Genomic DNA, 23,604 nt, shown 5'->3' on the forward strand with positions numbered 1-23,604 from the left:
AAATATGTTGCCTTTACTTTAAGTTTATGTAAACATAGGTGTCAAGACATATGTTAAAACAACATAAAAAGAAATGAGTGAGTAATCTTGGAGAAAGCTGACGTTATCATAGTCGGAAGTGGTATTTCCGCTTTACAGTTAGCTACACAATTACAAGGTACAATGAAAGTACTCATGATTACAAAAGGTCGCTTTCGAGATTCAAATACGAATCGGGCTCAAGGTGGTATTGCTGCAGCCCTTCATCCAAATGATCATATTCATTTACACACGGAGGATACTCTTCAGGCAAGTGTACAATTTGCAGATAGGGATATCGTTCAAGATGTTGTAAGTGAAGGAAAGCAGTTGATGGAGCAATTATTACAACAAGGATTCCCTTTTGATACCAATACAAAGGGACAATTACATTTTGGAATGGAAGGGGCACATCAACGAAGTAGAATTCTACATTCTAATGGAGATCAAACAGGTAAAGCGTTTGTTAGCTATTTACTCCAGCAGCTTCGCTCAAATGTTACGATCAGGGAAAATGAAATGGTTTTTGAGGTCATTCAAAATGAACTAGGGGAATGTATTGGAGTTAAATCAAAGAATAAACAGCAACGAACGAATGTGTATATAGCACCTTATGTAGTATTAGCAACGGGTGGTTGTAGCGCTATTTATAACCCAACATCCAATTATGAAGGAGCAGTTGGGGATGGATTATATGTGGCATGGAGAGCAGGAGCAAGACTGGTAAATTGTGAATTTATTCAGTTCCATCCTACAATATTGAATGTGAAAAATTTCACAAGTTTTCTTATATCTGAGGCTGTTCGAGGGGAAGGAGGAGTCCTTACTCTGAAGGATTGCATACCTTTAATGGAAACGCTTCATCCTATGAAAGACTTGGCTCCAAGACACATTGTAGCTGAAGCTATTTTCAATGCTGGAGAAGTATATCTAGATATTAACAATATACAAAACTTTAAAACAAGGTTTCCATCCATTACTGCAGCTTGTGAAGAAAGGGGAATATCTATTGAATTAGGTAAAATCCCTGTTCAACCAGGTGCTCATTTCTTAATGGGTGGTGTTGAAACAGACTCATTTGGCAGAACAAATATTAAAGGCTTACTTGCAATTGGAGAGTTAGCCTATACAGGGCTGCACGGGTCAAACCGTTTAGCAAGTAATTCTCTATTGGAAGGACTTGTAATGGGAAAGCGAGCAGCTGAAGTCATTCAACAAGGAACTGAATGTTCGAAACAGCTTACCCCTAGTCAGGGCTGGGATCGTATTCAACCATTCGTACCCTTGTGTTTGCCAACACCCAAACAAATAAAAGATAACATGATGAAGTATGTAGGTGTAAAACGTTCTGAGTATTCATTAACGAAGATGCTGCAGTGGTTAGAATCCTTTTCTATAGACTTCTCAACTACGAATCTAGGACATTATTCATTTAAAGATATTGAAACAATCTACATGCTCTTTTCTGCAGGAGTAGTTACGAAGTCTGCCTTATTAAGAAAAGAGAGTAGAGGTGCACATATTCGTAGTGATTACCCAGATGAAAGTACGGATTGGTTATATAGGAAAATCATTTTTGAAGGAAATCAAGTGAAAGTGGGGTTGAGGAAGGATGAATTTGTTGTTAGTTAGAAAGAAACTAGAAGAATTTTTTATGGAGGATTGGGGTGACTATGATTTAACAACTGAATCTATCTTTTCAGAAAGTGACCAAGGTACATTCACAATTTTAGCCAAGCAAGATGGTGTTTTTGCAGGTTCCATAATTATCGAAGAAGGATATAAGATGCTCCAAAAAGACTGTGAAATCACTTGTTTTAAACAAGATGGTAATCTAGTAAAAAAGGGAGAAATCATTGCAGAAGTATCAGGTAGATTGCAGTCCCTTTTAACAGGTGAAAGGGTTATTCTGAATCTGATTCAAAGAATGTCTGGCATTGCAACTATTACGAGAGAGGCTGTAAGTAAAGTGGAAGGAAGTCAGACCAGAATATGTGATACACGAAAGACTACACCTGGTTTACGAATCTTTGAAAAATATGCGGTTCGTTGTGGTGGTGGCTTCAACCATAGAAATGGATTATACGATAGTGTTCTTATTAAAGACAACCATATTGAGGCTTCTGGCTCCATTACCAATGCCATTCAAAAAGTAAAGATGAGAGTCGGTCATACAGTTAAAATTGAAGTGGAAATCGAGTCTGAACAGCAACTTCATGAGGCCATTCGAAATCATGCAGATATCATTATGTTCGATAATCTTCCACCTGCTGAGATTAAGAAATGGGTGAAGTATGTTCCTGATCATATTGTTACGGAAGCAAGTGGAGGCATAACTCTCGATCGATTGAAAGACTATGCTGAAACAGGTATCCAGTATATATCTCTCGGCTACTTAACCCATTCAGCTCCATCATTAGATTTTAGTATGAATGTGAAGCAGGGAAGTAAAGGAGGAATATTAGTATGACGATTTTAGATATGATGAGTATAAGTACGCAAATTCCTGAATTTTACCGGCAAGCTACCGAGGAGGAATTGATTTCTAGAATTAAAGAAGCCAAATTAAAGCTGGGAATGAAAGTCATGATCCCAGGGCATCATTATCAGCGAGAAGAAGTGATTCAATTTGCTGATGTAACTGGAGATTCTCTACAGTTAGCCCAGGTAGCTGCAGCTAATAAAGAAGCAGAGTATATTGTCTTCTGTGGGGTTCATTTTATGGCGGAAACGGCCGATATTTTAACAACAAGTGAGCAAAAAGTAATCTTACCGGATATGCGGGCAGGATGTTCTATGGCAGACATGGCAGACGATAAGCAAACGAAAATAGCATGGGAGGTTTTAACTACCCTATTAGGAGAGGATATTTTACCTCTGACCTATGTGAATTCAACAGCCGCTATTAAATCATTTGTTGGCTATCACGGTGGCGCAACTGTAACATCTTCAAATGCGAAGAAGATGGTAAGCTGGGCACTTCAAGAGAGAAAAAGAATCTTGTTTTTACCGGATCAGCATCTTGGAAGAAATACAGCCTATGACTTAGGAGTACCACTTGAAAAGATGGCAGTGTGGGATCCCATTAAAGAAGAACTTCAATATGAGGGCGATTTGGAAGAGGTTGTAGTTATTCTTTGGAAGGGGCACTGTTCTGTTCATGAGAATTTCACCGTACAGAACATCCAATCAGTGAGAGAGAATCATCCAAAAATGAAGATTATTGTGCATCCAGAATGTCGATGGGAAGTGGTAAACCAATCCGATGTATCTGGTTCTACTAAAAAAATCATTGAAACCATTGAGGCGGCAGAAGATGGGTCAGAGTGGGCTATTGGAACAGAGATGAACTTAGTAAAAAGGCTCATTAAGAATCACCCAACAAAACACATCATTTCACTCAATCCTAATATGTGCCCATGCCTAACTATGAATAGAATAGATTTACCTCATCTAGCTTGGGCAATGGACTCTATCTTAAACAAAGAACCGATCCATTTAATTGAAGTCAATGAAAAAGATAAATATTATGCAAGACTAGCACTTGAACGAATGCTTGCAAGAGCCTAAACCGCTATATTTAGCGGTTTTTTTGTTTGGAAGGCTTGCTTTTCATAGGGATCAAATCGGTCATTTTATTTACACATTAGACAAGAATCCTTCATAAATATGAAATCGAATAGACTCTTAATTTGTTAGAAGGCACATAATTTTGTTATTCATTTCATATTTTTTTCTGAGGATGATTAGCAATTTGCCTAGAGTCACATACACTATATGGACGAATGCCTGACAGGAGGGAAATAGATTGAAGATTCACATTGTCCAAAAAGGGGATACTCTTTGGAAAATCGCGAAAAAGTATGGCGTGAATTTCGAAGAGTTAAAGAAAATGAATGCCCAGCTATCAAACCCCGATATGATAATGCCGGGCATGAAAGTTAAAGTACCTGACTCTGGCGGAACGGTAAAAAAAGAAGCTATTGCTCCTAAAGTAAAAGAAATGCCTAAAAAAGAGCATCCACTAGTGGAGCAAAAACCAATTACTCAACCAATCAAAGAAGCCCCGGTAAAAGAAAAAGTTAAAGGTGTACAATTTACTCCAAAAATGCCACAACCAGTTGTTCCTGAGATTGATATCAATAACTATTATATGATGAACATGGCGAACATGTCCGTCACTCAAAAAGAAATGCCTAAAGTTCCGCCAGCGCCTAAACCGGTATTACCTAAAAAAGAAGCGCCTAAGCAAGTACAACCTAAAAAAGAAGTACCTAAGCCAGTGCAACCTAAGCAGGTCCTACCTAAAAAGGAACAAGTTGCTCCTCTTGTTGAGCCGGAATCACCAGAATCACCGCCAATGGTAGCACCAGCTGAAGAATACTGTGTACCAATTTCACCGGTATTACCAGGCTCAGGGCTGTGCCCACCACCACCATGTCCTCCGGGAATGTTACCTGGAATGCACCCAGGAATGCACCCAGGAATGCACCCAGGAATGCATGGATATGGACCGCATGGGATGCCTGCACCATTTGAGCCTCAAGTACAAGGTGTGCAAGCACCTGGATACCCAGCATACTCAATGCCACCAATGCAACAAGGAATGGATTGGGATGAGTCCTCTTCATTTCCAATGCAGTATGGACAAAAGCCACTTATGCCTGGCCAAGTGATGGGAGTTGAAGATGATATGGGTGATGATTATATGCCATACATGCAACAACCGATGATGCAACAACCAATGATGCAACAGCCGATGATGCAACAGCCAATGATGCAACAGCCAATGATGCAGCAACCGATGGCGCAGCAACCAATGATGCAACAGCCGATGATGCAGCAACCAATGGCGCAAGAACCTTTTGCACAGCAACCGACTCAAGCAGAGCCTGTTATGCAACCTTATGGGCAACCATCAATGGTTTCGCCAGCTATGCAACAACCAATGATGCCATATGGCGGACCGGGATTCGGCCCTGGATTCAGCCCTGGATTCGGTCCTGGCCCTGGCCCTGGATTCGGCCCTGGATTCGGCCCTGGCCCATGCTATCCAGTCTCACCTGTAATGCCAGGACCAGGATTTGGTGGGATGCCAATGGGTCCGATGGGAGGGCCTGGATATCCAATGCAATCTCCACAAGTACAAGGAATGTACATGGATGATGAATCGCCAGAAGGATTTAACCAAATGCCATATGGCCAAATGCCGCAGGTTCAAGGAATGCAGGATGACTGCGGATGTGGAGGACCTTCAATGCCTCAAATGATGCCAAATGGTTACCCTACCCCATACTATCCTCAACCAGATGTTTCACCATTTGGAGGTCAAACATCTCCTTATGGGCCGAACCCATATGGTCCTGGGGTCATGCCAAATAATAATGGCCAAGAGTAAACGCCTGTACAAGAAAGGAGACGATCACTATTCCCATCGTCTCCTTTCCTATTTTCAAACGAATATTGAAGATCCCATTGTTCGGCTCCAAACCATAAGGGACCATATCTACAAGATTGAAACAAAAAATGAGAAGTATGTGGGGAAAGGTTTTTCCAATGCAGCTTCATTAAAGAAGCAAAAGTGGCTTACTGAAAAACTTCATCAATCAGGCTTTAGAAAAACATATCGTTTTTTAAAAGCGAAACCAGATGAAGGATTACAATTAGATGGAAAGTCATACGGTATATTAAAATGGGTGGAACATCATAAGGAAAACTTCCAATATAACTCAATACAAAATTGTATAGAAGGAATTCTCCTTGTTCATGAGTTTCATTCAAAAAATAAGACATTTTTGGAAGAAGGTAGTCATTATTTTCCAAGAAGTAAACCGTATGACAAGTGGGTTGATCGATATCAAAGGTTTCATGCTAATATACCCATTATTCGTTCCACTGTCTCTCCTTCAATTTTAAAGGAAATTAAAAAATGGGGGCGTGAGTCTCTTAAGAATATAAGTCGTTTACAACCGTATTCACCAGGAACAAAAGTTATTCTTCATGGTGATGTTGCTCACCATAATTTTATACGTACAGCTGAGGGAGAATTGTACTTAATTGATTTTGACCTAGCTTCCATCGGACACCCAATCCATGATTATCTACAATATGCGAATCGAATCCTCCCCTACCTACAATGGGACCTTAAAAAGCTCTCAGAGATCCCCATTCTTTCTGAACAGTTGAAGGACCCTTATTTTCTTTATTCACTTATGTATCCTACAGACATTTATAGAGAGTGGAACAGAGTTATTCAAAATAACCTTTTGCAAAGTAATAGATGGTTAAATATATTATTTGATATGACCATTGAACAATTCGAAAAAAGACAAATTTTTTATGACACATTAAAAGTTATGGTAAAATAAGTGAAAACTTTGTGAAAGGAAGAACAAGATGGAACAAAAGGTTAGTCACTTAGTATCCTGGCTACAGGAAAAAGTAAAAGAAGCAAAAGCAAATGGTGCCATTGTTGGTGTTAGTGGTGGAATTGATTCTGCTGTGGTGGCTCATTTAATAAAAAGAGCATTTCCAGAACATTCATTAGGTCTCATAATGCCATGCAAAAGCAATCCAAAGGATCAAGAACACGCGCAAATGGTAATTGCTAGTTGTGGCATTGACTCTCACTTAATTGACTTAACTGAAACCCATAACGTATTATTCGGAGAAATGAAACGGAAATTAACCCAAGACGGTACTTGGAATGAAGAAAAAGCAAAGCTAGGAGACGCCAACACAAGAGCACGTCTTAGAATGACCACTTTATATGCGGTAGCTAATAACTATGGTTACTTAGTGGTAGGAACAGACAATGCAGCTGAATGGCACACAGGCTATTTTACCAAGTACGGTGACGGTGGCGTTGACCTTGTTCCTCTTGTTCATTTAACCAAAGGTGAAGTAAGAGAAATGGCTCGTTATCTTGGAGTGCCAGAGGAAGTCATTACGAAGGCTCCAAGTGCAGGATTGTGGGAAGGACAAACCGATGAGAATGAAATGGGTACCACTTACGATTTGATCGATGCTTACTTAAAAGGTGAAACTGTTCCTGAAAAAGATAGACTCATTATTGAAAAAATGCATGCTCAATCAGAACATAAAAGAAGCCTTGCAGCAGCTCCACCTGAGTTCAAATAAAAACTTGTGACTCAAGCGCCTCTGCTTATCAAAAAAAATGGACTGAACTGACAGAATATAACTCCCTATTTGCTGAAAAGCTAAAAATAGCATGATAATCATGCAAGCTTCAGTAAAGGGGGTTTTTACATTGAATCGAAAACTATGGTGTATCCCACTAGCCTGTCTTTTAGTTACTGGTTTAACAGCGTGTAACGCTGACGACAATGCTCAAAATCAGAAAGATACCAGAAATCCAATAAGTATTGGTTTTTCTACCAATGAAAAGACTAATAACGAAAATAACCACTTAGGTAAAACTTCAAACCGGAAAACTGCAGGTTATAAAAATCACGGATATAGTGATTTTAATTACCATCATCATGCGGACAATGCGAAATGGATGAGTCAACGTTCTTTCTATGAAGAGCAACATGGTGACTTGGTGAATGAAATCACTAGCGAAGTTATGAGGGTTAAAGGAGTAAAGGATGCACGTACGATTGTGACAGAGGAACATATTATCGTCGGAGTTAATTTAGAACTGGCTCAGGATCAAAAGGAAGACATCAAGGAAACCGTGCATACTATTCGTGAAAAAGTTCTTCCGTATCAAGATGGAAGGGAAGTTAAGGTTGTTAGCGATAGAGAAAGTTTTTATCGAATTGAAGATTTAGATAATCGACTAAGAACGATTGACGATACGGATCAAATGAATCAAGAAGTGGAGCGGTTACTAAGAACGGTTGCAGCTCCGTTTAACGAACAAGAAATAGCTAATTAGAGTGGAAATGCAGAGCCTAAAGAAGGCTCTGCTTTTTATTTTTTAATAAAGATAGATAAAAATCACTGCTAGAAATAGTGGTTAAACTTTCTATTTTTGGTCAAACTAACAAATGAAAACAAATAAACTTGAGGTGACAAGCATGACACTTCATCTACGGGTAGTCTTGTTAGTGGTGTTAGTTTTGGCTGCATACGGTATTGTCTTTTTAGACAGTAATGAATTAACTAGGGAAGAAGTGCAAGCAAAGGAGACCACTGCATCAGTAATGAAACCGTTAGTTGTTAGAGTGGTCTTAGAGAGAAATTATATAGATGGAGAAATTAGCGAAGAAATTGTTTATGAGAAAATCCTAGCGATGGAGGATTTTTGGAGTAAATATAGCGATTGGCAGTTAGTAGATATGGAAGAGGGGATTGTAAAATTCACAAAAGATGTGGATGACATATCTCCTTTATTAAAAACGACCGGATATTTTGGAATAACGAATGATGGAGTACTTTCTATTTTTAATGGACTCCCTAGTCAGGACCGGATTATTCAGTCTTTCTTTCAAATTGATATGAGAAAATTAGAAAGTATAGAAAGGCAAAAGCTTGAGAAGGGGATTCGTATTTCTAATAAAGACCAGTACGTGGAGGTCCTTAAAACTTTTCGGAGTTATTCCAAAGAGTAAGAGTAGCTTAGCGCTTAGCTGGCTACTTTTTTTCGTGTTTACTCCCTCGTTTTGAATCGTCCATTTCATAAAAAGGTATGGTACAATGGAATGCAGCATAGGACGAGGAGTAAGAGGAAATGTATGAATATCTAAATGGATTGATAGTGAATATAGAGCCGGAATATATTGTGATGGATGTAAATGGAGTAGGTTACCAAATCATGACGCCTAACCCTTACAGATTTCCAAAAAAAGAAATGAAAGTTTATACTTTTTTGTATGTAAGAGAGGATATTCACTCTCTCTACGGATTTATTAGTAAAGAAGAACAAAAGCTGTTTAAGCAACTCCTAAATGTAACAGGAATTGGGCCAAAAGGTGCTTTAGCGATATTAGCTGCCACCTCCCCAAATGAGGTTGCTGCAGCAATTGAAACTGAAGATGAGAAGTTTTTAACGAAATTTCCTGGTGTAGGTAAAAAAACAGCTCGCCAGATGATTTTGGACTTAAAAGGGAAGTTAGCAGCCTTTGGTTCAAGTTTTGATCAGCAACTAAACGTGGACGATTTAACAGCAATAGATTCTCAAAATGAAATAGAAGAGGCTATTCTTGCACTGAAAGCGCTTGGTTATTCGGACCGTGAGTTAAATAAGATTAAAAAAGATTTACAAAGTTTAGATCACTTGTCGACAGATCAATATGTGAAAAAGGCATTACAAATGCTGATGGCTAAAGGGTGATAAAAGGTGGAAGATCGTATAATTTCTGACTCCGTTGCACCGGATGATGCATCCCTTGAATGGAGTGTTCGTCCTCAGTCTTTTGAACATTACATAGGACAGGAACAAGTTAAACATAATTTAAAAATATTTATTGAGGCAGCTAAAATTAGAGAAGAGTCTCTAGACCATGTGTTATTATATGGCCCTCCAGGTTTAGGGAAAACAACCCTTGCGAGTATCATTGCATCCGAAATGCAGGTGCAGATGAAGACAACGTCTGGCCCTGCGATTGAAAGGGCTGGCGATTTGGCAGCTATATTGACGACTCTTGAACCAGGAGACGTTCTATTTATAGATGAAATACATAGACTCCCTCGAGCAGTCGAAGAAGTGCTTTATAGCGCAATGGAGGACTTTTGTATTGATATTGTGATTGGAAAAGGAGAAGGAGCACGTTCGGTTAGGCTCGATTTACCTCCGTTTACATTAGTTGGAGCAACTACGAGAGCGGGTGCATTAACAGCCCCTTTAAGAGACCGATTTGGGGTTCTTTGTCGGTTAGAGTACTATGAACCAAAGGAATTGGCAAAAATCGTAGTAAGAACAGCTGATATTTTGGGAATGGAAGTAGAGGAATTAGCTGCGATAGAAATCGCTAGACGTTCCCGAGGTACTCCGAGAATTGCGAATAGGCTCCTTAGGAGAGTTCGTGATTTTGCCCAAGTTCAAGGGGATGCCCATATTGATTTACAAGTAACACACCAAGCATTAGATCAGCTTCAGGTTGATAAACAAGGTTTGGATCATATTGATCATAAACTGTTACTTGGTATGATTGAAAAATATCGAGGTGGACCAGTAGGGGTCGAAACGATATCGGCCACTATCGGAGAAGAGGTAACGACTGTAGAGGAAGTTTACGAGCCTTATTTAATGCAAATCGGCTTTATCCAAAGAACTCCTCGTGGCCGAGTTGTTACCCCATTAGCATACCAACACTTTAATTTGGAGGTGCCCAGGACTTGAGTGGAATTGGGAAATTGTTAATGATTTTGGGAGCAGTTGTTTTCGTTGTAGGTTTTCTCATCTATTTCTTTAAGCTTGGTAAGCTTCCAGGAGACATCGTTATAAAAAAAGGAAATACGACCTTTTATTTTCCCATCGTCACTTCAATCTTGGTTAGTATTATTTTATCACTCATATTCTTCTTTGTTGGAAGATGGAAGTAACATATAGATAGGAGCTTGATAGACATCATGAAGCTTGAATGGTTTGATTTTGACCTTCCTTCAGAACTAATTGCCCAAACCCCATTAAAAAATAGAGTGGAAAGTAGACTGATGGTCTTAGATAAGAATACTGGGGAGATCGAGCATCGAACCTTTAAGGATGTTTTGGAATACTTACATCCTGGGGATTGCCTGGTCTTAAATGATACGCGTGTCCTACCAGCAAGGCTTTTCGGGGTTAAAGAGGATACAGGTGCTAAAGTTGAGCTTCTTTTGTTAAAAGAAGTTGGAGATGATCAATGGGAAGCCCTTGTAAAACCTGGTAAAAAAGTGAAGGTTGGCACAAAAGTAATATTTGGTGATGGAATTCTTACAGCAGAATGTATAGGTTCCACCGATTTTGGAGGTCGTATTTTTAAATTTTCATACGATGGCATTTTCTATGAAATCCTGGATCAACTAGGTGAAATGCCACTTCCGCCATACATAACAGAACAATTAGACGATAAGGATCGGTATCAAACGGTATTCGCAAAAGTTGAAGGATCTGCAGCAGCTCCGACAGCTGGGCTGCATTTTACTGAAGAACTATTAGACCAGATAAGAGAAAAAGGCGTTCATATTGCATTTATCACGCTGCATGTGGGGCTAGGCACATTCCGGCCAGTACAAGTAGAGGATATCAATGAACATCAAATGCATGCAGAGTTCTATCAGATGACAGAAGGAACAGCACATCTATTGAATAAAGTTAAGGAAGATGGAGGGAAAATTATCTCTGTTGGTACAACCTCAACGCGTACGTTAGAGACGATTGCCCAAAAATTCAATGGCCGTTTTGAAGCTGATTCGGGTTGGACTGATATCTTTATATACCCTGGTTTTACTTTTAAGGGCATTGATGGGATGATTACAAATTTTCACTTACCGAAATCTACTCTCATCATGCTTGTTAGCGCACTTGCTAACCGTGAGATTGTTATGAATGCTTATAAGGAAGCCGTACAAGAGCGTTACCGTTTCTTTAGCTTTGGAGATGCAATGCTGATTACTGAAAAATGAAGGGAGAACACACTTTGACATCACCGATTAGATACGAATTAATAAAGACGTGTAAACAGTCAGGGGCACGACTTGGTATTTTACACACACCACATGGCTCCTATGAAACGCCGATGTTCATGCCTGTTGGTACACTTGCAACCGTTAAAACAATGGCCCCTGAGGAATTAAAGGAAATGGGTGCGGGTGTTATTTTGAGCAACACCTACCATTTGTGGTTAAGACCTGGAGAAGATATTGTAAAAGGCGCTGGTGGTCTTCACAAGTTTATGAACTGGGATCAGGCCATTCTTACAGACTCAGGTGGTTTTCAAGTTTTTAGTTTAAGCGATATGAGAAGGATTGAAGAAGAAGGGGTTCATTTTAGAAATCATCTAAATGGAGATAAACTGTTCTTATCCCCTGAAAAATCAATGGAAATTCAAAATGCATTAGGACCAGACATCATGATGGCCTTTGATGAATGTCCTCCATATCCAGCTTCGTTTGAGTATATGAAGAAATCTGTAGAGCGAACAAGTCGTTGGGCTGAACGCTGCCTAACCGCACATAAGCGTCCAGATGAACAAGGATTATTTGGAATTGTTCAAGGTGGAGAATACGAAGAGCTAAGAAAGTTAAGTGCAAAAGATTTAGTTTCATTAGACTTTCCTGGTTATGCAATAGGTGGACTTTCTGTAGGAGAACCAAAAGATGTTATGAATCGTGCACTTGAATTTACAACGCCTCTTCTCCCAACGGATAAACCTCGATACTTAATGGGAGTGGGAAGTGCAGATTCTTTAATCGACGGATCCATTCGCGGAATTGATATGTTCGATTGTGTACTTCCTACTCGAATTGCCAGAAACGGGACGTTAATGACTAGTAATGGACGACTTAACATTAAAAATGCTAAATTTGAGAAAGATTATGGCCCACTAGATGAAAATTGTAGTTGCTATACTTGCCGAAATTATTCAAGAGCCTATATAAGACATCTAATAAAAGCAAATGAAACATTCGGAATTAGACTTACAACTTACCATAATCTATATTTTCTGTTAAACTTAATGAAGCAGGTCAGACAAGCTATACGTGAAGACCGTCTCTTGGATTTTAGAGAAGAGTTCTTTGAACAGTATGGCTTTAATCGTCCGAATGCGAAAAACTTCTAAATAAAAGGAAAGGGGTGACTTGAATGGGTGGCTTAGCAGGTTTATTACCAATTATTTTGATGTTTGTATTATTCTACTTCCTATTGATTCGTCCACAGCAAAAACGTCAAAAAGCTGTTCAGCAAATGCAAAATGACCTTCAAAAGGGTGACAAAATTGTAACCATTGGTGGTCTACACGGATTTGTTGATGCAATTGATGAGGGACAAATCGTGATTAAATGTGGAGATGGAAGTCGTCTTACATACGACCGTGCAGCAGTACGTGACGTGGTCGAGAAATCAAAAGGTACTAGCTTAGAAAAATAAGAAAAACTGGCGGGGTTCGCCAGTTTTTTGTTTTTTTATGCATTTCGACTCGCAGTCATATTAACTCCTAGAATACCACCCATCATAGCTGTAATGATAAAGCATAAGTGGTAAACCATTTCCTTAAGGGTAAACATGGAGTCATACCCTAGAAATTGGAATAAGAGAATGATGATTGTAAATAATACTCCAGTCGCTCCCCCTAATAACCACCCTTTTTCTTTTCCTTTTCCTCCGGAGATAAACCCTCCTACAAACATGGCTAGAAAGGTAATCCCTGTAAGTACATATTGAATGGAGTGTTCTTGAAGAGATGTAAAACGTAATAATAGGGAGAAAATAAAGCTAGTTAAAACGGCAAAAATGAATATGGTTAATACACCAAAAAGGATTGCACGACCTATTTTTCTTGTTTCGATGGTTCCCCTCTCCTCTCTAATATAAGTACAAGTTAGTACAAGCATATTCTTGAGGTATTCAATTTAGAATCGAAATTTAAACGAATAGATATATTTTTGTTTAACTATTTATGCCAAACATATTTTTGTAATTTAGTAAAACAATAAATAAAGTATGGAAAAGGGGTGATGGCTTGGAGGAGTATCTCATCATTATAATGAGAACTCTTTTTCTCTACATCGGAATTACAATTCTTTTTCGCCTGATGGGTAAAAGAGAAATTGGGGAGCTAAGTATCCTAGACTTAGTGGTCTTCATTATGATTGCAGAACTAGCTGTAGTGGCCATTGAAGATCCTAAGACCCCGATGTTAAAACAGCTTCTTCCGATGATTATATTGTTAGGAGTTCAAGTGCTTACCGCTTTCATTTCATTAAAAAGTGAACGGTTTAGACAAGTGGTAGATGGGCAGCCTACAATCATTATCAATAAGGGAAAGATTGACGAGGCAGCCATGAGAAAACAACGCTATAATTTTGATGACTTGCTTCTTCAATTGCGAGAAAAGGATGTTCGAGATATCACTGAAGTAGATTATGCCATCCTAGAGTCCTCAGGAAAATTATCCGTTTTCACGACAGAGTCAGACCGAGAAGAAAACGACTTTACATTGCCACTCGTTGTAGATGGGGCCATTCAGGATGGAAACCTTCAGGTCATTGGAAAAGATAGAAATTGGCTAATGAGTGAACTAAAGAAAAATGGATATGCCAAAATAGATAGCATTTCGTTTTGTAGCTTTCAAAATGGAAGCTGGTTTATTGATGAAAAGGATGAAGCATAAAAAGGGCCAAGGAAGGCCCTTTTTATTATTTAATAATTTGAATCAAAGTTAGTCTTGATAAAAACCCACCAATATATGGAATTCGATCGGTTTCTTCTTTTTTCACAAGCCCTAGCATTCCTACTAGCAGTAAATACAAACAAGTCATAACAAGTGTGGCTACAATAATCTTTAGGACTAATGGTAAAGAATGGGCTTGGCCCAAAATAAGGCCTCCAAACCAGCCAGTTAGTAACATGGTAGCCATCACTTTTATTAGTTCTCTCACGTTAATGGAGAACTGTATCGTCTTAAGGACGGTAAAGTAGTGTAAAAAGGTGACTAACACCATACCTACTACCATTCCAAGTGCTGCTCCCATAATGCCAAATTTAGGATTGGAAGCTAAAAGGAATATCGTAGCAAGCTTTGCCAAGTTTCCAAAAAGACTGTTATACATAGCCGCTCTTGCCATATCGAGTGCTTGCAGGACAGCAGCCAAAGGACCCTGGACATAATAAATGACAAAGAAAGGTGCCATAACCTTAATAAAATCCGAACCATTTGAAGACCCATACATAGCTTCCATAAGTGGTTCAGCTAATACAAATAATATGACCACACTTAAACCACCTGTAACATACGAGAATCGTAAGGTTTGATTCAGGCGACTTTCTACAAGTTTGCGATTATTTAATGAATTCGCCTCACTAATAGCTGGTACAAGTGAAGTTGATAGGGCATATGTGATAAAGGATGGTAGAAAAAGAAGCGGAAGTGCAAATCCCGTTAAAGCTCCGTATTGCTTTGTAGCTAATTGGGCCGCAACACCAGCTAATGCAAGGCTGTGTGCCACAACTATAGGTTCGAAAAACCAAGAAACAGAACCAATCATTCGACTTCCTAGTGTGGGTAAAGCTACACTCATAAGCTCCCCGAAGGTATCTTTTCCAGACTGAATACTTTGAAAGAATTTTTTCCTTACTCTAAAGTGTTTTTTCAGTTTAAACATGGTTAATAAGTAAATGAGAGACACTAGCTCGCCCATAATGGAAGCAACCATGGCTGCTGCTGCTGCATATTCGACACCGTAAGGCATAAAGGCTTTCGTCATAAAAGCAATAAGTAAAATTCGGACAAATTGTTCAATCACCTGAGAAAGAGCAGCAGGCTTCATGTTTTGTCTTCCTTGGAAGTAACCTCTTATAACAGAAGAAATAGCAATAATCGGTATAACAGGAGCTATGGCCATTAACGGATATATTGTTCTGGGGTCTGTAAATAAAAGGTCGGATAGGACTGGCGCTAATAGCAGTAAGGCTGGTGTGAAAATGAGTGATAATGATAAAGTAGTAGCTAATGAAACAACTAATATTTTCTTAACCTTTTTCTTATCACCTTGTGCCTCAGCCTCTGCCACACACTTTGAGATGGCAACAGGTAATCCCAATTGTGTCAGTGTAATCACTAAAATAAACGTTGGGAATGCCATCATGTAGAGGCCGACTCCTTCTTCTCCGATGACTCTAGCAATAACAACTCTATTAATAAACCCAAGAATCCTGGTTATAAATCCTGCTAAGATTAGAATAATAGCCCCTTTTACAAATTTGGACATATTGATTTCTCCCTGCCTTCTCAAATTCGTTAGCTTCATATACAATGATATATATGCTCAGGGATGGACAAAGCATGACAAGTTTAAAAGGAGAGAGTGCCTTGGATACGACAAAAGCATGGGAATCATATAGAACAGAATTGAAGCCAGCCTTAGATAGCAAGGTAAGTGAGCTTAAGCTTCTAGGCTATAAAAAAGTAACAGAAGATCAATTGTGGACTTATTTATTATCAAAAAGATGGAAAAAACTAGGGGGAGAGGCACGACTTCATCAACTAGTGAATGATATTTTATCTGTAAAACCGCAAGAATTTATGAGCTTTCAAACAGTAGAAGCATTTAAATCTCCTAACCTGTTTGCGAAAATAGATGAGGATGAATTAAAAGAATTATTGGCATTTAAACCTGGAAATTGATTGTATGTCTTTATTTATTCTTTATTTAGGTATAAAATTTTAACATTGAAATAATTTTGTAATCATCGATTCTTTCATAGCGAAAGAAAGATTTGCAGTGTACTGTTAAGGAGGATTTTACATAATGATTAAACGCAGTCGAATCGTTGCGTTTTTTCTCATTGTCTTGTTACTCGCAAGTACAATGGGTCTGACAACGAAGGATATTCTAGGAAACATTAAACTTGGATTAGACCTACAGGGTGGATTCGAAGTCTTATACCAAGTAGAGAAAACTGAGAACGGCCCTAAGATTACAAACGATATTGTAGCAAGCACGGCAGAAACATTAAATAATCGTGTTAATTCATTAGGAGTAAATGAACCAAGCATTGATATTGAAGAGGGAGATCGAATTCGCGTTCAGTTGGCGGGTGTAGAGAATCAAGCTACTGCACGTGAGCTATTAGCTACTGAAGCAAACATTAGTTTCCGTGACGTGAATGATCAGGTTCTCTTAGACGGTACAGATCTTGTTGAAGGTGGAGCCAAACAGTCTTTTGATGAACAAGGTAAACCAATCGTTACTTTAGAGCTTAAAAGTGCAGACTTGTTTGCAGATGCCACTCGCAAAGTTCTAGAAATGGGACAGCCTGTCATTGTCATTTGGTTGGATTTTGAGGAAGGCGATTCTTACCAGGAAGAACTCACAAAACCAGAGGAAAAAAGAAAATTCATTTCGAACCCCTCTGTTAGTAAAGTCATTAACAGCAAGGATGTCATGATTGAAGGAAGCTTTACAGCAAAAGAAGCACAAACGTTAGCTTCCTTACTAAACTCAGGTAGCTTGCCAGTTAAGCTAGAAGAAATCTATTCTACTTCAGTTGGTGCCCAGTTTGGTGAACAGGCTCTCGATAAGACTATTTTTGCAGGACTTATTGGGATTGGACTTGTTTTCTTATTTATGCTCGTGTTCTACCGTTTCCTTGGTTTAATTGCGGTCATGACATTATCTGTCTACATTTATTTAGTCGTACTAGTATTCGATTGGATGAACGCAGTCCTGACACTACCGGGAATTGCAGCCCTTATTCTCGGGGTAGGTATGGCTGTTGATGCAAATATTATTACGTACGAAAGAATCAAAGAGGAAATAAAAGTAGGTCGCTCTATTAAAGCGGCATTCCAAGAGGGGAATAAATCCTCACTGTTAACAATATTGGATGCTAACATCACGACGATTTTGGCCGGAGCTGTACTATTTATGTTTGGGACAAGCTCGGTTAAAGGGTTTGCAACGATGTTAATCATCAGTATCCTTGCCAGCTTTATTACCGCCATCTATGGAACTAGACTTCTTCTTGGTCTATGGGTGAATAGTAAAGCACTTAACAAACGTCCAGGCTGGTTTGGTGTTAAGAAAGAAGAGATTAAGGATATTGCAGAAGGCTTTGATGCCTACACATTACCTAACAAATTTGATAAATGGGACTTTTTAAAACATCAGAAAAAGTTCTTCATTTTCTCAGGAATATTACTTGCTGCTGGATTAGTGTGTTTACTAGTATTCAGGTTAAATCTTGGAATTGACTTTTCAAGTGGTACTCGTGTTCAAATTTTAGCTGAGGATTCTGTGACTTCAGAAGAAATTACAAATGAACTCGAAAAAATCGATATGGTATCTAACGACATTGTACTGGCTGGTGATAATAATGAGATGGCCGTCGTTCAGTATAAAGGAGTTATGACCAAAGAAGAAATTGATACATTAAAATCACATTTCATGGATGTGTATGGTTCTGAACCAAGTGTAAGTACCGTTTCACCAACAGTTGGTACTGAATTAGCCAAGAATGCTTTAATGGCAGTCGCAATTGCTGCGATAGGAATCATCATTTATGTTGCATTCCGATTTGAAGCGAAAATGGGTGTTGCATCTGTTCTGGCATTAGTCCATGATGCGTTCTTAATTGTAGCGGTCTTTAGTATTACGAGGTTTGAAGTGGATATTACTTTCATTGCTGCAGTACTAACCATTATTGGTTATTCAATCAATGATACCATTGTTACATTTGATCGAATAAGAGCTAACTTACGTAACAAGAAGAGATTGAAATCCTACGAAGATATTAAGGAAGTTGTCAATCAAAGTTTAAGACAAACATTTACAAGATCAATCAACACTGTATTGACTGTAGTCTTAACAGTTGTAGCTCTTTTTGTATTAGGTGCAGAGTCTATAACAAACTTCTCTTTTGCATTACTAATCGGTTTAATTGCCGGTACTTACTCTTCTCTTTTCATCGCAGCCCAAGTATGGATGATTTGGAAAGGGAAAGAGCTTGAGAAAAAAGGAACAATCGTCACAGAGAAAAAAGAAAAAGCATTCTCAGACGAACCACAAGTATAATTATGTAGAATCAGTAAAACTTAGCTGCCAGGCCCTTCTATAAACTTTTCAGATTTGAATTTTAATCAAATCAGTTAAGAGGGAGCCTGGCTCTTTACTTGATTTTATATGATAAGGTATCCTAATATTCGGTTACACTAGGAGATAGGATGAAAGTGGAAGGAGTTCGGGTGTTGGATAAAGAGAAAAGGTTTAAACAAGCAGAATTTGCTGCATGGGTTGGTATTGTTGGAAATATTGTCCTAGCTATCATTAAATACGTAGCTGGAACCATCTCTGGAAGCCGGGCTCTGGTAGCAGATGCTGTACATTCAGCTTCTGATGTAGCGGGATCCTTTGCTGTTTGGGTTGGACTTCGAGCAGCAAAACAGCCCCCAGATGAAGATCATCCCTATGGACATGGGAAAGCAGAGTCCATTGCAGCTATTATTGTAGCTGTCCTTTTATTACTGGTAGGGTTTGAAATAGGAAAGTCCTCGTTTGAATCATTTTTTGAGCCGATTGAGCCTCCAAAGATGTTAGCTATTTATGCAGTGGTCCTCTCAATTGTTGTTAAAGAAATCATGTTTCAATATAAGTTTCGGTTGGGTAAGAGAATAAAAAGTGATGCCATTATTATAAACGCCTATGAACATCGATCTGATGTCTATTCCTCTATTGCCGCCCTAGTAGGAATTGGTGCTTCTATCTTGGGTGGACGGCTTGGGATTTCATGGCTAGAGTATGCGGACCCTGTAGCTGGTCTTGTGGTGGCAATCCTTATTATTAAAATGGCATGGACGCTAGGAGCAGAATCTATACATAATACTTTAGACCATGTCCTGCATGAGGAAGATACTATGGAAATGCGTAAAGCGGTCGAGTCCATTCCAGAAGTAAAAATGATAAATGAATTCCATGCTAGAGAACATGGACATTATGTTATCGTTGACATAAAAATTGCAGTGGATCCTCATATGACTGTAGAAGATGGACATAAGGTAGGAAAGAGAGTGAAGGAGATTTTAATGGAGGAATCCGATGTTCAAAACGTATTCGTCCATGTAAACCCGTATAACCCTGATGACGATAATTAAGTATATACGTTTGTTTAAAATAAGGGGATGTATTGATGAAACAACAAGGAATGTTAATTGCCTCCATATTATTTGCATTGATTGTTGCTATATTTGCAGTGGTTAATGTTGAATCGGTAAGAGTAAACTATTTGTTTGGTTATGCTGAATGGCCTTTGATTTTAATTATTCTAGGTTCTGTTTTAATGGGTGGTCTTATTTTAGGAACGGTCGGCTTTTTCCGGTACTATAGTCTTCAGAAAAAATACAAATTATTAAATCATGACTACGAGAAGCTAAAGCATCAACTAGATGAAGGTCAAAGTGATGTGGGTATTCAAGTAGAGGATAAAACAAATAAAGAGAATAGTTAGGATGAAAAAGGGTTTTAGAGAGTAAGTGTATGCTTGCTTTCTAGGGCCTTTTTTATGGCTATAAGGTGTATAGGGGTGTTTATGTGCCTTATTTTACAGTAAATGGAGGAACTGGCACAAAAACCCCGCTTATTGACCTGTTTTTACCAGTAAATGGAATATTCGGCACAAAACCTCCGCTTACTGATCCACTTTTACCAGTAAGTGGAATATTTGGCACAGAACCCCCGCTAATTGAGCTGTTTTTACCAGTAAATGGAATATTTGGCACAGAAACTCCGCTTACTGATCCATTTTCACCAATAAATGTAAATTTCAACACAAAACCCTCGTTTTCATTTTTTTTTTAACCGTTTTTATAAACCTTAGACCGAAAGAGATGGCATTCGTCGTTTATTTTTTATTTCCTTTCTTTCTCTCCCTCCCTTCCATATAGGAATTAAGCATACAAGTATCAGTTATTCCCTACAAAATACAAAAAGATATACAATTGTTGTCATTGAAGGGCACTATGGAGTCTTGTATAATTAGTGAGGTTGAGGGGTGAACGTATGCTTAAATCCAAAAATAGATGGATGGTTTCGGAAGAAAATCCAGAAAACATTCAGCTTTTATCAAAAGAACTAAATGTATCACCTATAGTTGCTAAGCTTTTATCTAGTAGAGGATTAGATGATATAGAATCGGCCAAAAGTTTTATACATACAGACCAGTTAACCTTTCATGATCCGTTTCTAATGCGAGACATGGAAAAGGCTGTAGCGAGAATTCAAAAGGCTATTGACAAAAATGAGGCCATACTAGTTTTTGGAGATTATGATGCAGATGGTGTAACGAGTACTACTGTTATGATGACAGTTCTTCAAGATTTAGGGGCTAACGTGCAATTCTACATTCCGGACCGTTTTACAGAAGGATATGGGCCTAATAAAGAGGCTTTCTATCAAGCTAAAGAAGAAGGAATCAGCCTAATCATTACAGTGGATACGGGAATATCTGCTCAAGAAGAAATTGAGTTTGCCAATGAATTAGGGATGGATGTCATTATTACGGATCACCATGAACCTGGTGAGACATTGCCCAATGCTTTGGCCATTATCCACCCAAGAGTTGGGGAGAAATATCCTTTTGCTTCTTTAGCAGGTGTTGGAGTAGCTTGGAAAGTTGCACATGCACTTTATGGTAAACTCCCAGAGCAATTATTAGAACTAGTTTGTATTGGGACTATCGCGGATTTAGTTCCACTTCAAGATGAAAACAGATTAATTGTTATAGAAGGGCTTAAACATTTAAGGAAAACAACGAGAAAAGGGCTTCTCTCTCTTTTAGCAAAAGCAAAAGTAGATCCCGGGAATGTGGATGAAGAAACAATCGGGTTTACCCTTGGGCCAAGAATCAATGCGGCAGGAAGACTTACCTCTGCCTCTATCGCAGTCTTACTTCTGCTATCAAAAGACCAATTGGAAGCAGATGAGTACGCTTCAGAAATTGAAGCATTAAATAAAGAGAGACAAAAAATTGTTCAAGAGACAGTAAAGGAAGCTATTGCACAAGTTCACGAAACACATGACTTAGAGAAGGATCGAGTGATTGTAGTAGCTAATGAAGGCTGGAATTCTGGGGTTATCGGAATTGTAGCTTCGCGGTTGGTGAATGATTTCTATCGACCTACTTTTGTATTCAGTATTGATCCAGTTGAGGGAACAGCGAAAGGTTCAGCTCGAAGTATTGAAGGTTTTGACCTGTATGAAAATTTAACAGAAGTAAAGGAACTGCTACCTCATTATGGCGGACATCCAATGGCAGCGGGAATGTCATTGAAAGCTAGTGATTTGGAAGAATTCAGAAAAAGAATGAACAGCTTGGCTTTAGAGAAACTCAGTGAAGAGGACCTTACTCCCGTTCTTCATTTAGATGCCACCTTACAACTGGAAGACATTGATATAGAAGCCATAGAAGAAATGAAATTACTCGCACCATTTGGAGTCCAGAACCCGAAACCAAAGATCTTAATTGAACAATCACCCATTGCAGATCTTAGAAAAATAGGGGCAGACAAAAATCATTTAAAAATGTTAATTGGAGAGCAACACCAAATGGATGTCATTGGTTTTGGATATGGAGAGCTCGCAGAAGAAATGTCTCCTTTTTCACAAGTAAATATTGTCGGGGAGCTATCTATTAACGAATGGAATAATCGTAAAAAACCACAGTTAATGATGCAGGATATTTCGATTTCAGAGTGGCAGCTTTTTGACTGGAGAGGAATTCAAGGGTTACTCGAAAAGTTAAACCATTTACCGAAGGACAAGCTTAAGATCATAATATTTGATGAGAAATCAGTATCATTATTAAGAGGCCAATATATGGATTATGTTTCTCATATTCTAGATGCAGAAATTGATCCATCAGACTTTGTCGTCTTACTTGACTTACCTTTAAGTAAACGTGACCTTGAACAAGTTTTATCTAACGGAATGCCCGCTAGAATATATGCACATTTTTCTAGTATGGAAAACCACTTTTTGCAAACCATTCCTACTAGAGAACATTTTAAATGGTTCTACGGATTCTTATTGAAAAACCAATCTTTTGATTTAAAAAAACATGGAGTTGCTCTAGCTAAACGTAGAGGTTGGACAAATGAAACGATAGAATTTATCTGTAAGGTGTTTTTTGAACTGGAATTTGTTACAATAGACAATGGTGTGGTGACGATTGGTCCCACAAAACAAAAGCGTGATTTAACAGACTCTCCTACTTTTAGAAAGAAGGAAGAGAGAGTAGAATTGGAGAAAGAGCTTGTTTACTCATCCTATTCTGAACTTAAGACTCTGTTTGGAAGTCTAAGTCATAGGAATGAGAGAGCTAGGGAGGAAATTAAGTAAATGGACTTAAAACCATATGTAACAATTGTTGAAGATTGGCCAAAACCAGGTATTAAATTTAAAGATATTACAACCTTGATGGACAACGGTGAAGCCTATAAATATGCTACCGATCAAATTGTAGAATATGCAAAAGAAAAGGATATCGATCTTGTTGTTGGACCAGAGGCAAGAGGCTTTATTATTGGATGTCCAGTTGCATATGCAATGGAAGTTGGATTTGCTCCAGTTCGTAAAGAAGGAAAGCTACCAAGAGAAACAATCAAAGTAGAATACGGTCTTGAGTACGGTAAAGATAGCTTAACGATTCATAAAGATGCAATTAAACCAGGACAACGTGTCTTAATTACAGATGACTTACTTGCAACTGGTGGTACAATTGAAGCTACGATTCAACTTGTTGAAAAACTGGGTGGAGTTGTAGTGGGAATTGCCTTCTTGATAGAGTTAGCTTATCTCGATGGAAGAAGCAAACTAGACGGTTATGACATTTTAACACTAATGAGATATGAGTAAGCACTTCGTACTGAAGTGCTTCTTTTCATACACATACCTAATGGTGTACAAGTGCTCCAGCATTTCATA

At 38.6% G+C, this 23,604-nt stretch carries 24 protein-coding genes; 21 read left to right on the forward strand and 3 right to left on the reverse strand.

What is annotated here, in order from left to right:
• Nucleotides 1-87: 87 nt before the first annotated feature.
• The 14 genes from nadB to yajC all read left to right on the forward strand — a co-directional run bounded on the left by nadB (nucleotide 88) and on the right by yajC (nucleotide 13,057).
• The gene (gene nadB / locus ABDZ91_RS13300; RefSeq protein ID WP_343799741.1) at nucleotides 88-1,650 is read left to right on the forward strand and encodes an L-aspartate oxidase; all 1,563 of its coding nucleotides are present in this window, start codon (nucleotides 88-90) and stop codon (nucleotides 1,648-1,650) included.
• On the forward strand, nucleotides 1,631-2,488 hold the full coding sequence (gene nadC / locus ABDZ91_RS13305; RefSeq protein ID WP_343799743.1) for a carboxylating nicotinate-nucleotide diphosphorylase: 858 nt from the start codon (nucleotides 1,631-1,633) through the stop codon (nucleotides 2,486-2,488). Before nadB ends, nadC begins: the two co-directional genes overlap by 20 nt.
• Complete coding sequence (gene nadA, locus ABDZ91_RS13310; RefSeq protein WP_343799745.1) at nucleotides 2,485-3,588, forward strand: quinolinate synthase NadA; 1,104 nt, start codon at nucleotides 2,485-2,487, stop codon at nucleotides 3,586-3,588. Before nadC ends, nadA begins: the two co-directional genes overlap by 4 nt.
• A gap of 238 nt (nucleotides 3,589-3,826) precedes the next feature.
• Nucleotides 3,827-5,416, forward strand: coding sequence for a SafA/ExsA family spore coat assembly protein (gene safA, locus ABDZ91_RS13315; protein WP_343799747.1), 1,590 nt, complete (start codon nucleotides 3,827-3,829; stop codon nucleotides 5,414-5,416).
• On the forward strand, nucleotides 5,403-6,386 hold the full coding sequence (locus ABDZ91_RS13320) for a phosphotransferase (RefSeq protein WP_343799749.1): 984 nt from the start codon (nucleotides 5,403-5,405) through the stop codon (nucleotides 6,384-6,386). Before safA ends, ABDZ91_RS13320 begins: the two co-directional genes overlap by 14 nt.
• A gap of 28 nt (nucleotides 6,387-6,414) precedes the next feature.
• Nucleotides 6,415-7,158, forward strand: coding sequence for an NAD(+) synthase (gene nadE / locus ABDZ91_RS13325; RefSeq protein WP_343799750.1), 744 nt, complete (start codon nucleotides 6,415-6,417; stop codon nucleotides 7,156-7,158).
• A gap of 130 nt (nucleotides 7,159-7,288) precedes the next feature.
• Nucleotides 7,289-7,921, forward strand: coding sequence for a YhcN/YlaJ family sporulation lipoprotein (locus ABDZ91_RS13330; protein ID WP_343799751.1), 633 nt, complete (start codon nucleotides 7,289-7,291; stop codon nucleotides 7,919-7,921).
• A gap of 142 nt (nucleotides 7,922-8,063) precedes the next feature.
• The gene (locus ABDZ91_RS13335; protein WP_343799752.1) at nucleotides 8,064-8,597 is read left to right on the forward strand and encodes a BofC C-terminal domain-containing protein; all 534 of its coding nucleotides are present in this window, start codon (nucleotides 8,064-8,066) and stop codon (nucleotides 8,595-8,597) included.
• Between the two features lie 119 nt (nucleotides 8,598-8,716).
• Nucleotides 8,717-9,319: a Holliday junction branch migration protein RuvA gene (gene ruvA / locus ABDZ91_RS13340; protein WP_343799753.1), complete on the forward strand. Its 603-nt coding sequence runs from the start codon at nucleotides 8,717-8,719 to the stop codon at nucleotides 9,317-9,319.
• Nucleotides 9,320-9,325: 6 nt separating this feature from the next.
• A complete protein-coding gene (gene ruvB / locus ABDZ91_RS13345) occupies nucleotides 9,326-10,327 on the forward strand; it encodes a Holliday junction branch migration DNA helicase RuvB (protein WP_343799754.1) in 1,002 nt (333 codons plus the stop codon).
• A complete protein-coding gene (locus ABDZ91_RS13350; protein ID WP_343799756.1) occupies nucleotides 10,324-10,530 on the forward strand; it encodes a DUF2905 domain-containing protein in 207 nt (68 codons plus the stop codon). The genes ruvB and ABDZ91_RS13350 overlap by 4 nt, the downstream gene beginning before the upstream one ends.
• A gap of 27 nt (nucleotides 10,531-10,557) precedes the next feature.
• Nucleotides 10,558-11,592: a tRNA preQ1(34) S-adenosylmethionine ribosyltransferase-isomerase QueA gene (gene queA, locus ABDZ91_RS13355; RefSeq protein WP_343799757.1), complete on the forward strand. Its 1,035-nt coding sequence runs from the start codon at nucleotides 10,558-10,560 to the stop codon at nucleotides 11,590-11,592.
• Nucleotides 11,589-12,749 (forward strand): tRNA guanosine(34) transglycosylase Tgt, encoded by a 1,161-nt coding sequence (gene tgt / locus ABDZ91_RS13360; protein WP_343799759.1) that lies wholly within the window; start codon nucleotides 11,589-11,591, stop codon nucleotides 12,747-12,749. Before queA ends, tgt begins: the two co-directional genes overlap by 4 nt.
• A gap of 23 nt (nucleotides 12,750-12,772) precedes the next feature.
• Nucleotides 12,773-13,057, forward strand: a complete 285-nt coding sequence (yajC, locus tag ABDZ91_RS13365; protein WP_343799761.1) for a preprotein translocase subunit YajC — start codon at nucleotides 12,773-12,775, stop codon at nucleotides 13,055-13,057.
• A gap of 35 nt (nucleotides 13,058-13,092) precedes the next feature.
• Here the strand turns inward: yajC and ABDZ91_RS13370 are convergent, their stop codons facing one another.
• A complete protein-coding gene (locus ABDZ91_RS13370) occupies nucleotides 13,093-13,521 on the reverse strand; it encodes a TIGR04086 family membrane protein (protein ID WP_343799763.1) in 429 nt (142 codons plus the stop codon).
• A gap of 128 nt (nucleotides 13,522-13,649) precedes the next feature.
• Here ABDZ91_RS13370 and ABDZ91_RS13375 point away from each other — a divergent pair, with 128 nt between their 5' ends.
• Nucleotides 13,650-14,300 (forward strand): DUF421 domain-containing protein, encoded by a 651-nt coding sequence (locus ABDZ91_RS13375; protein WP_425541827.1) that lies wholly within the window; start codon nucleotides 13,650-13,652, stop codon nucleotides 14,298-14,300.
• A gap of 25 nt (nucleotides 14,301-14,325) precedes the next feature.
• Here the strand turns inward: ABDZ91_RS13375 and spoVB are convergent, their stop codons facing one another.
• Nucleotides 14,326-15,897: a stage V sporulation protein B gene (gene spoVB, locus ABDZ91_RS13380; protein ID WP_343799766.1), complete on the reverse strand. Its 1,572-nt coding sequence runs from the start codon at nucleotides 15,895-15,897 to the stop codon at nucleotides 14,326-14,328.
• Nucleotides 15,898-15,971: 74 nt separating this feature from the next.
• Here spoVB and ABDZ91_RS13385 point away from each other — a divergent pair, with 74 nt between their 5' ends.
• The 4 genes from ABDZ91_RS13385 (at nucleotide 15,972) to ABDZ91_RS13400 (ending at nucleotide 20,131) form a co-directional block, all read left to right on the forward strand.
• Nucleotides 15,972-16,313 carry a post-transcriptional regulator gene (locus tag ABDZ91_RS13385; RefSeq protein WP_343799768.1) on the forward strand — a complete coding sequence of 114 codons (342 nt, stop codon included), beginning with the start codon at nucleotides 15,972-15,974 and terminating at the stop codon, nucleotides 16,311-16,313.
• Between the two features lie 124 nt (nucleotides 16,314-16,437).
• A complete protein-coding gene (gene secDF / locus ABDZ91_RS13390) occupies nucleotides 16,438-18,702 on the forward strand; it encodes a protein translocase subunit SecDF (RefSeq protein ID WP_343799770.1) in 2,265 nt (754 codons plus the stop codon).
• Between the two features lie 149 nt (nucleotides 18,703-18,851).
• On the forward strand, nucleotides 18,852-19,778 hold the full coding sequence (locus ABDZ91_RS13395; RefSeq protein ID WP_425541828.1) for a cation diffusion facilitator family transporter: 927 nt from the start codon (nucleotides 18,852-18,854) through the stop codon (nucleotides 19,776-19,778).
• Between the two features lie 35 nt (nucleotides 19,779-19,813).
• Nucleotides 19,814-20,131: a LapA family protein gene (locus ABDZ91_RS13400; RefSeq protein WP_343799771.1), complete on the forward strand. Its 318-nt coding sequence runs from the start codon at nucleotides 19,814-19,816 to the stop codon at nucleotides 20,129-20,131.
• A gap of 88 nt (nucleotides 20,132-20,219) precedes the next feature.
• Here the strand turns inward: ABDZ91_RS13400 and ABDZ91_RS13405 are convergent, their stop codons facing one another.
• On the reverse strand, nucleotides 20,220-20,450 hold the full coding sequence (locus ABDZ91_RS13405) for a hypothetical protein (RefSeq protein ID WP_343799772.1): 231 nt from the start codon (nucleotides 20,448-20,450) through the stop codon (nucleotides 20,220-20,222).
• 232 nt (nucleotides 20,451-20,682) lie between these two features.
• On the opposite strand from ABDZ91_RS13405, the gene recJ reads away from it, so the two are divergent.
• A complete protein-coding gene (recJ, locus tag ABDZ91_RS13410) occupies nucleotides 20,683-23,019 on the forward strand; it encodes a single-stranded-DNA-specific exonuclease RecJ (RefSeq protein ID WP_343799774.1) in 2,337 nt (778 codons plus the stop codon).
• Nucleotides 23,020-23,535, forward strand: coding sequence for an adenine phosphoribosyltransferase (locus ABDZ91_RS13415; protein ID WP_343799775.1), 516 nt, complete (start codon nucleotides 23,020-23,022; stop codon nucleotides 23,533-23,535). It abuts the gene before it with no gap.
• Nucleotides 23,536-23,604 lie beyond the last annotated feature (69 nt).

Origin of the sequence: Bacillus carboniphilus (assembly GCF_039522365.1) — a bacterium.
GTDB classification, from domain to species: domain Bacteria; phylum Bacillota; class Bacilli; order Bacillales; family JC228; genus Bacillus_BF; species Bacillus_BF carboniphilus.

What these genes read in the sequence shown, in the direction of transcription:
- yajC (WP_343799761.1), top strand. Translation starts at nt 12,773, where the DNA reads ATGGGTGGCTTAGCAGGTTTATTACCAATTATTTTGATGTTTGTATTA.
- ABDZ91_RS13395 (WP_425541828.1), top strand. Translation starts at nt 18,852, where the DNA reads ATGAAAGTGGAAGGAGTTCGGGTGTTGGATAAAGAGAAAAGGTTTAAA.
- nadA (WP_343799745.1), top strand. Translation starts at nt 2,485, where the DNA reads ATGACGATTTTAGATATGATGAGTATAAGTACGCAAATTCCTGAATTT.
- ABDZ91_RS13415 (WP_343799775.1), top strand. Translation starts at nt 23,020, where the DNA reads ATGGACTTAAAACCATATGTAACAATTGTTGAAGATTGGCCAAAACCA.
- ABDZ91_RS13320 (WP_343799749.1), top strand. Translation starts at nt 5,403, where the DNA reads ATGGCCAAGAGTAAACGCCTGTACAAGAAAGGAGACGATCACTATTCC.
- ABDZ91_RS13385 (WP_343799768.1), top strand. Translation starts at nt 15,972, where the DNA reads ATGACAAGTTTAAAAGGAGAGAGTGCCTTGGATACGACAAAAGCATGG.
- recJ (WP_343799774.1), top strand. Translation starts at nt 20,683, where the DNA reads ATGCTTAAATCCAAAAATAGATGGATGGTTTCGGAAGAAAATCCAGAA.
- secDF (WP_343799770.1), top strand. Translation starts at nt 16,438, where the DNA reads ATGATTAAACGCAGTCGAATCGTTGCGTTTTTTCTCATTGTCTTGTTA.
- ABDZ91_RS13400 (WP_343799771.1), top strand. Translation starts at nt 19,814, where the DNA reads ATGAAACAACAAGGAATGTTAATTGCCTCCATATTATTTGCATTGATT.
- spoVB (WP_343799766.1), bottom strand. Translation starts at nt 15,897, where the DNA reads ATGTCCAAATTTGTAAAAGGGGCTATTATTCTAATCTTAGCAGGATTT.
- ABDZ91_RS13370 (WP_343799763.1), bottom strand. Translation starts at nt 13,521, where the DNA reads ATGCTTGTACTAACTTGTACTTATATTAGAGAGGAGAGGGGAACCATC.
- nadC (WP_343799743.1), top strand. Translation starts at nt 1,631, where the DNA reads ATGAATTTGTTGTTAGTTAGAAAGAAACTAGAAGAATTTTTTATGGAG.
- ABDZ91_RS13335 (WP_343799752.1), top strand. Translation starts at nt 8,064, where the DNA reads ATGACACTTCATCTACGGGTAGTCTTGTTAGTGGTGTTAGTTTTGGCT.
- queA (WP_343799757.1), top strand. Translation starts at nt 10,558, where the DNA reads ATGAAGCTTGAATGGTTTGATTTTGACCTTCCTTCAGAACTAATTGCC.
- ruvA (WP_343799753.1), top strand. Translation starts at nt 8,717, where the DNA reads ATGTATGAATATCTAAATGGATTGATAGTGAATATAGAGCCGGAATAT.
- tgt (WP_343799759.1), top strand. Translation starts at nt 11,589, where the DNA reads ATGAAGGGAGAACACACTTTGACATCACCGATTAGATACGAATTAATA.
- nadE (WP_343799750.1), top strand. Translation starts at nt 6,415, where the DNA reads ATGGAACAAAAGGTTAGTCACTTAGTATCCTGGCTACAGGAAAAAGTA.